This window comes from Marinobacter sp. ES-1 (genome assembly GCF_000475255.1).
In the GTDB taxonomy this organism is placed as follows: domain Bacteria; phylum Pseudomonadota; class Gammaproteobacteria; order Pseudomonadales; family Oleiphilaceae; genus Marinobacter; species Marinobacter vinifirmus.
On the sequence record NZ_AXBV01000038.1, the window covers coordinates 90908 to 98103 of the forward strand.

Annotated in this window: 5 protein-coding genes; 1 reads left to right on the plus strand and 4 read right to left on the minus strand. The window is 56.7% G+C overall.

Annotation, left to right across the window (positions count from 1 at the left end; translation table 11 throughout):
• Nucleotides 1-11: 11 nt before the first annotated feature.
• Nucleotides 12-2207 (minus strand): TRAP transporter permease, encoded by a 2196-nt coding sequence (locus Q668_RS07235; protein WP_022988936.1) that lies wholly within the window; start codon nt 2205-2207, stop codon nt 12-14.
• A 79-nt stretch (nt 2208-2286) separates the two neighbouring features.
• Entirely contained in the window at nt 2287-3264 is a 978-nt protein-coding gene (locus Q668_RS07240; RefSeq protein ID WP_022988937.1) for a TAXI family TRAP transporter solute-binding subunit, read from the minus strand.
• Nucleotides 3265-3486: 222 nt separating this feature from the next.
• On the opposite strand from Q668_RS07240, the gene Q668_RS07245 reads away from it, so the two are divergent.
• The gene (locus Q668_RS07245; RefSeq protein WP_022988938.1) at nt 3487-4527 is read left to right on the plus strand and encodes a threonine aldolase family protein; all 1041 of its coding nucleotides are present in this window, start codon (nt 3487-3489) and stop codon (nt 4525-4527) included.
• Nucleotides 4528-4670: 143 nt separating this feature from the next.
• On the opposite strand, the gene Q668_RS07250 is transcribed toward Q668_RS07245, so the two are convergent.
• The gene (locus tag Q668_RS07250; protein WP_022988939.1) at nt 4671-5261 is read right to left on the minus strand and encodes a DUF2931 family protein; all 591 of its coding nucleotides are present in this window, start codon (nt 5259-5261) and stop codon (nt 4671-4673) included.
• Nucleotides 5251-7002 (minus strand): type VI secretion system PAAR protein, encoded by a 1752-nt coding sequence (locus tag Q668_RS16610; RefSeq protein WP_152521766.1) that lies wholly within the window; start codon nt 7000-7002, stop codon nt 5251-5253. The genes Q668_RS07250 and Q668_RS16610 overlap by 11 nt, the downstream gene beginning before the upstream one ends.
• Between the last annotated feature and the right edge of the window lie 194 nt (nt 7003-7196).

Genomic DNA, 7196 nt, shown 5'->3' on the forward strand with positions numbered 1-7196 from the left:
GCCTTGCCATATCAGGCCGCAGCCAACCCGGGTGCCCGCTTGCGCTGGATCAGGAACGCCACCACCGCAAGCCCGATACCGGCCAGGTCTGTCCACACTCCGCCTTCGATGGTCATCAGCGCAGCGGCGACAAGCAACAGGCGCACCAGAACCGGGGCGGCAGAGCGGGCAAACCAGCCCAGCACACCGGCAGACAGCAGGTACACGCCGAAGGTAGCGGTAACCAGTGCCCGGGCGATCTCGACCCAGCCGGCTTCCATCAACAGCGCGCCGTTATAGAAGAACATGAACGGCACGATGAACGCGGCAATACCGATGCGGAACGACGCTACCGAGGTAGACATGGCATTGGCACCGGAAATACCGGCCGCAGCGTAAGACGCCAGGGCAACCGGCGGCGTGATGGCAGACACCACGGCAAAGTAGAACACGAAGAAGTGCGCAGTCAGCGGCTCGATACCCAGCTGCACCAGGCCCGGCGCTACCACAGAGGCAGCCACCGCATAGGCGGCCGTGGTTGGCATCCCCATACCCAGCAAGATCGAGATGAACATGGCAAACACCAGTGCCAGCAGGTGGCTGTGGGCAGCCACATCCAGCAGCAGCACCGAGAAACGCGCACCCACGCCGGTCAGGGAAATAACCCCCACAATGATACCGGCCGCGGCACACACCACGATGATCTGGATAGACATGTAAGCGGCAATTTCAAAGGCCCGAAGGATAGACTTCAAACCCATCTTGTTGGGCGAAATCCAGCTCACCACCGCTGCAGATACGGTCGCCAGGGTGCCGGCCCGAATCACGGAGTAGCCCTGGAACAGCGCCACAATCAGGATAATGATCGGCGCAAACAGGTACACCTGGCGCATCATCAGCCGCAGGTTCGGCAGTTCGTCACTGCGCATACCACGCATGCCCAGCTTCTTGGCTTCAAAGTCCACCATGAAGAACACAGACGCGAAGTACAGGATGGCCGGAATAATCGCGGCAATGGCAATCTCGGTATAGGGAATACCGGTAATCTCCGCCATGATGAAGGCGCCTGCACCCATGATCGGCGGCATGATCTGGCCACCGGTAGACGCTGCAGCTTCCACCGCACCGGCCGATTCCTTGCTGTACCCCACCCGCTTCATCAGCGGAATGGTCAGGGAACCGGTAGACACCACGTTACCGGCACTGGTGCCGTTGATCATCCCCATCAGGCCGGAGGCAAAAATCGCCACCTTGGCAGGCCCCCCACGGGAGCGACCGGCTGCCGCAAAGGCAAAGTTCACAAAGTAGTCACCCACCTTGGAGGCCTGCAAAAAGGCCGCAAAGATGATGAACAGAATGATGTAGGTAGATGACACCGCGGTGGTGGGCCCAAGAATGCCCGCATCGGTGTACACCTGGCTGAAGAAACGCTGGGCAGACAGCCCCGGATAACCCAGGAAGCCCGGCAGGTAGGGCCCGGCGAACACATAAACCAGGAACACCAGCCCGATAACCACCAGGGCCAGGCCAGCCACCCGGCGGGTCAATTCCATAATCAGCGCGGTGCCGGCCACTGCGGCAAAGGAAATGCCGACCGGGGCAAATGCCGTGCCGGTGGTCATCCGCATGGAGGTGTTAAAGACAATCAGCAGGTACGCGGCAACCGCCACGGAACACACTATCAGCACCAGGTCCGGCACGCTGAAGCGGGCGCGGTCACGCTGGTGGAACCAGCTCATCACAATGCCAATGGCAGACGCCGCCAGCAACGGCCAGCCGAAGTGCCAGGTTTCCAGCTCGGCCGGAATACGCATGGTGCCGTTCTGGACCATCTGGTTGAATGACCAGGTCTGGTACAGGGCGTACAACGCAGGAATCATGGCTGCGCCGCCAATCCAGGTGGTCCACTTGTGCCGGGCAGGGCCTTCTTCGGCCGATACAAAACGGGCGCCGGCAAACAGGATAAAGCCCAGCACCAGGGCGCCGGCAACGTGCACAATCCGGAACGACCAGGTTTCCATGGGCGCTACGTTCAGGGTGTACAGATGAAACACCGAGTAAGCGATGGCCAGCATCACCACAAACTTGAGCAGCAACCCGGTGAACAAGCGTCGGTTAGCTTCAACCGGCTCTTCATCCACGTTGTGGGCAAGCAGGTGGTCTTCGTTGATCGTCAGGTTCTCAGCCAGTTGCTGTTCACCCTCGGAATGCGTGTGTTCTTTGGTCATGTTAAGTCCTGCCTGGAGGTAAGGCGGTAATTCGAACAACCAGTCCCGGGGCGCCATGCAGGCACCCCGGGCTCAGGCCTTACTGCTTGATAGCGCTTGCTTCGATGGTGTAACCGTTTTCGTTAAACCAGCGGGCAGCACCCGGATGCCAGGGCAGCACGTTGTTCTTGGTGTAGTTCTCGGGAATGGAATGACGGGCGGCTTTGTGGATAGACACCATCTTGTCATTGTTTTCCATGGTCAGCTTGGTGATTTCATACACAAAGCTTTCCGGCATATCGCAGTTCACCATGGCGAAGTTCCACATGGACACCACGCGGGACGGCTCCTCCAGGGACTGGTAAGTGCTGGCCGGGATGATGAACTCGGAGACCGGGAAGTTATCGATCACTTTCTTCGCTTCTTCATCGTTCATGCCGATGATGTTTACGTCGGTCTGCACTTCCAGCTGGCTTACCGCAGGAATCGGAATACCGGCAGCGAACGCCACCACATCAATCAGGCCGTCCTGCAGCTGACCGCCGAGGTCAGACCAGCTGCCGTTACGACGCTTGAAGTCCACCCCCAGCGCTTCCATCATCCGCGGGAAGTAGGTGTCGGAAGTGGAACCGGCCGGGCCAAAGCCGATGGTGGCGCCATCAGGAATATCAGAGATAGACGCAATGCCGGAGCTGGACAGAGCAGTAATGGAGAACGGGGTTTCATACATCGGGAACATCGCGCACACGTTATCCATCTTCATACCCGGAGCCAGCGGGCTTTCGCCGTCACGGGATTCCCGGGCCGGGCCCATGGTGGTCAGGCCAAACTTCAGGTCACCGGTGTGCACCAGCGCCATGTTCTGAACCGGGCCGCCGGTGATTTCGGCACCGCCGGATACGCCCAGGTTCTCAGCCACGAAGTTCGCCCAGCCAGAGCCGTAGGCAAAGTAGGTGCCGCCCTGACTGGCAGTACCGACAGTGAAGTTATCCGGCCAGCCGTCACGGTCCTGGGCAACCACAGGGCCTGCAACAACGGAGGTGGCGAGCGCAGCCGCCAGAATGGTTTGAAGTTTCATAAGAAATGCTCCCGATTCATCTTGTTGGTTGGGTGCTGATGAGACCTGCCCGGCCTCGCTGGGGGAGCTATCAGCAAGGGCCAGGCCAGTTAGTAAAAACACTTACAAAACAATGAATTGATTTCTTATTAGACAAATAGACGAAGAACATTGGGTGGCTAACCACCCACAGCAAAGCTAATAATGGGTGGATATTCACCCATGATATTTTCGGGAGAACCAATGTCAGACTCGGAGCAATTCGCCAGCGATAATTACAGTGGTATCTGCCCCCAGGCCTGGAACGCCATGGAACAGGCCAACCAGAAGGACGAACCCGCCTACGGCGAAGACAGCTGGACAACCAAAGCGGCAGACCAACTACGCGAAGTATTTGGTACCGATTGCGACGTTTACTTCGTATTCAATGGCACAGCCGCAAACTCGCTCGCTCTGGCGTCCATCGGGCAGTCCTTCCACAGTGTCATCTGCCACGAACTGGCCCACATCGAGACCGATGAATGCGGCGGCCCGGAATACGCCTCCAACGGGGCAAAGCTGTTGCTGGGTACCGGTGCCAACGGCAAGCTGACCCCGGAAAGCGTGGAACACCTTGTCACCAAACGCAGCGATATTCACTATCCCAAACCCAAGGCCCTGAGCATCACCCAGGCAACGGAAGTGGGTACCCTTTATTCCCCAGAAGAACTCCGTGCGCTGCGCGCAGTGGCCGACCGCCATAGCCTGAACATTCATATGGATGGCGCACGCTTTGCCAACGCGGTAGCAGCGCTGGACGTGCACCCTTCTGAAATCACCTGGAAAGCGCGTGTCGACGTGCTCTGTTTCTCCGGCACCAAGAATGGCCTGGCCCTGGGTGAAACGGTCATTTTCTTCAACCGTAAACTGGCCGAAGACTTTGAATGGCGCTGTAAACAGGCGGGGCAACTCGCCTCAAAGATGCGCTATATCTCAGCCCCCTGGTGCGGACTGCTCACGGACGATACCTGGCTAAAAAATGCCAGGCACGCCAATGCCTGTGCCGAACGACTGGAGCATGGACTGCGCGGTATTGAAGGCGTATCCCTGCGTTACCCCAGGCAGGCGAATGGTGTGTTTGTGGATTTACCGGAAACTACCCAGGCTGCGCTAAGGGCGAAAGGGTGGAAGTTCTACAACTTTGTTGGCGGCTGTTCCCGGCTGATGTGCTCCTGGTCGACCTCGGAGGAGCAGGTAGATCGGTTTTTGCGGGATGTTCGGGAGTTTGCGGGGGTACCTGGGTAGAAGCGACAAATCGCATACTACGTGGATTGTTTGGCAAAGGGCAGCCTGTTCTCCATCCAAACTTACTCATTGAGACCGATGGGTGGCCCCTGCATTGGTTTTGTCGCGCACTAGCTAACCCTGTGGTGCTGCCAATGGAATGGCTACCACGGCGACGGCATACTTCCCTCATCAATCAACTCCTGAGTTTGCAATCGGTATCCGCTTGGGTCCCCTTCGACCTCTTCGGCTTGGACATTTTCGATCAGCGGGGTGTGGAAATCGTGGCTGCGATCGTAATTGCAGGTGGAGCAAAAAGCCTTCCACCAGGCAAGCGCTTCTCCCTTACCTGAAAACCCAACAATCAGAGTATGGTTGTAGTCATCAAGAGGGTAGTCCCGATACCACTTACGCAACTTTTCATCAAGATCCTCGGGCAGCGAGAAGGTAACTTCATAGAACGTCTGGGTCCGGTAGGAAAACCATTGCGCATATACGGAACGAGGCGCCTTTTTGGGGTAGATAATTGACACCTTCCCTCCAGGAGGCCTTTGGTCAAAGCCTCCACCCAAGGAGCCAGCGCCAACAGTCCACACTCCATCGAACTCAACTTGCTTTACCCAAACAGGCCACCCTTCAGGCCCTCCCGCCACAGACACGGCAAAGTCATATTCCCGAAGTTCCGAGGAGCAAGCTGTTACCAAGACCAGCAATAGAAATGAAAAGGCTACCCTTGACGTGATGTTATTGCGCATGAGCAACTCCTTTGCTGAGCGGGGTTATGGCTTTGGTTGGCCGGTTGAAAAACACTGTTCGATTACCAGAGGGTTCCCGCTCCAAACCAAGCCGGTAGATGCTGTCAGAGGTGTGGATATATCCCCCCAGGTAATCTCTTGACGCATCAAGTGATTCCCCACTTTTATGCCAACTGTGCAGCGCGGCCTGCAAGTCTTGAGGGATTTGGAAGTCCTTGTTGTTGGTATTCATCTGCCTGAGTGGCACGTCGCTCTGCAACGCGAATTCGTACATCCGATGCAGGTTATAGATAGCCAATTCCTTACGGGTACGCCTACGCTCCTGCACGTGGATATCTCCATTTGGCTGTGGCACCGCTACCACAGTCCGGCCTGGGCGCGCGTACTGTGCTTCAAGCTGTGGAATCGCTGTGCGCTGAGTATGGCCTCCGTCCGCAAGCCCCGAGTGGATGCCCAGAACGATCTTCTCAATATTCTCGAAGCCTTTGTCCGGGTTTTCATAACCGCCACCCACATCGGAATGGGCACCCGGTACTGCAATTTCTGTAAAGTGTGATGGCCCACTACCGTTGGCACCCATAATACTGCTCAATGGGAAATTCTTGCGGATCTCATGATGGGCCGTAAGGTGCACAACCCTCTCAGCACTGCTAGGCGAAAGGTTCAGATTAAAGTCCAGGTTGGCGTTGTCTCCGGGTAGGTAAAAACTACCCACAGTGTCAAACAGGCCAACAAAATTTACCCGCACCTTCACACCAGACGGAAAAGCAGGTACGGGTGTGACCCCAACCATTGGGGAGAACAAAGAGGCGCCGTTAAACTGGGGCAACAGAACAGTTTCCCGTTGTTCATTGATCAGATTGACAAAATGCCGGGCCAGGGCTGCGCCACGGCTGAAGCCGAATACATCGAAGACCACTTCGTTGTAATCCCCAGCATGGATTTCATCTCGCATCCTTGTAATCGCAATCTCTATCCTGTCATGGCCCCCTTCGGGCCCAATGCCCAAACCCAGGCCCATGAGGTCCTCCGAGGCCTCAAAGCCATCTGGAGTGTGCTGGCCGTCGATAGTGCCAGGGCCTTTAATATAAATCGCCCGATGGCCACTACCAACGCCATCGTCACGGTATAAGTTATACAGCTTCGCCACATTCGTCACATCGCGGTTCGCCAGGATCTGGTCATTGCCCCGATGGTTGCCAGTGCCATCAAAAAACACCCCCAGGCGAAGGGTTTTGCCAGACTCGTCAATAGACTTGGTGACCTGAGAAGGGGTTGCGGCTGAGCCACCTCTTCCACCTGCCTGGCTGGAGGTGCTACTGCGTAGCTGCGCCCCGGAAGAGGCCTGCATGCCGTTTGTGTGTGTTTCTGCTGTACTGGATTCTGAGCTCAAAGGCGCAGAGTGAGAATTTGCCCCCGAAACACCAGAGAATGGCAATGGCGCATGGGTATCGCCTACCACCACGCTACTGCTGCCAATGGTGACGCCACCACAGGAAATCGCACCACCGGTTGTGGCAACGGGTAACCCGTTAATGAAAACCGTGCTTGAACCGGAAGCGATAGTACGCGGATGAGGGGAATGCTTGGGTTTGGAGTGCGGGGCAAGTTGGTCACCTACCCGCGCGACGGGCCTGCCGTCGATGAGTACATCCGGAGAACCATTGATTATCGGGGTGGGCGGAAAACCCTCATGGTCGGTACCTAGATCCCCCAACAGCACAACTTTCTTGCCGCTCATGGCTTTGCTCCTTGCGTCTTCCTTGATGCCCGAAAATCCTCGGGGTTCCTTGACGGGCAATCCTACCCTCATGCCAACTTCAATAAGACCGCACGCGCTCCTTATTGCTGTGGAGCAAAGTGTATCAGCACCACTCTCCCATAAGGAAACATCTACTATGCAATCGGGTAATATGAAGTGGACCCCGAAATTTG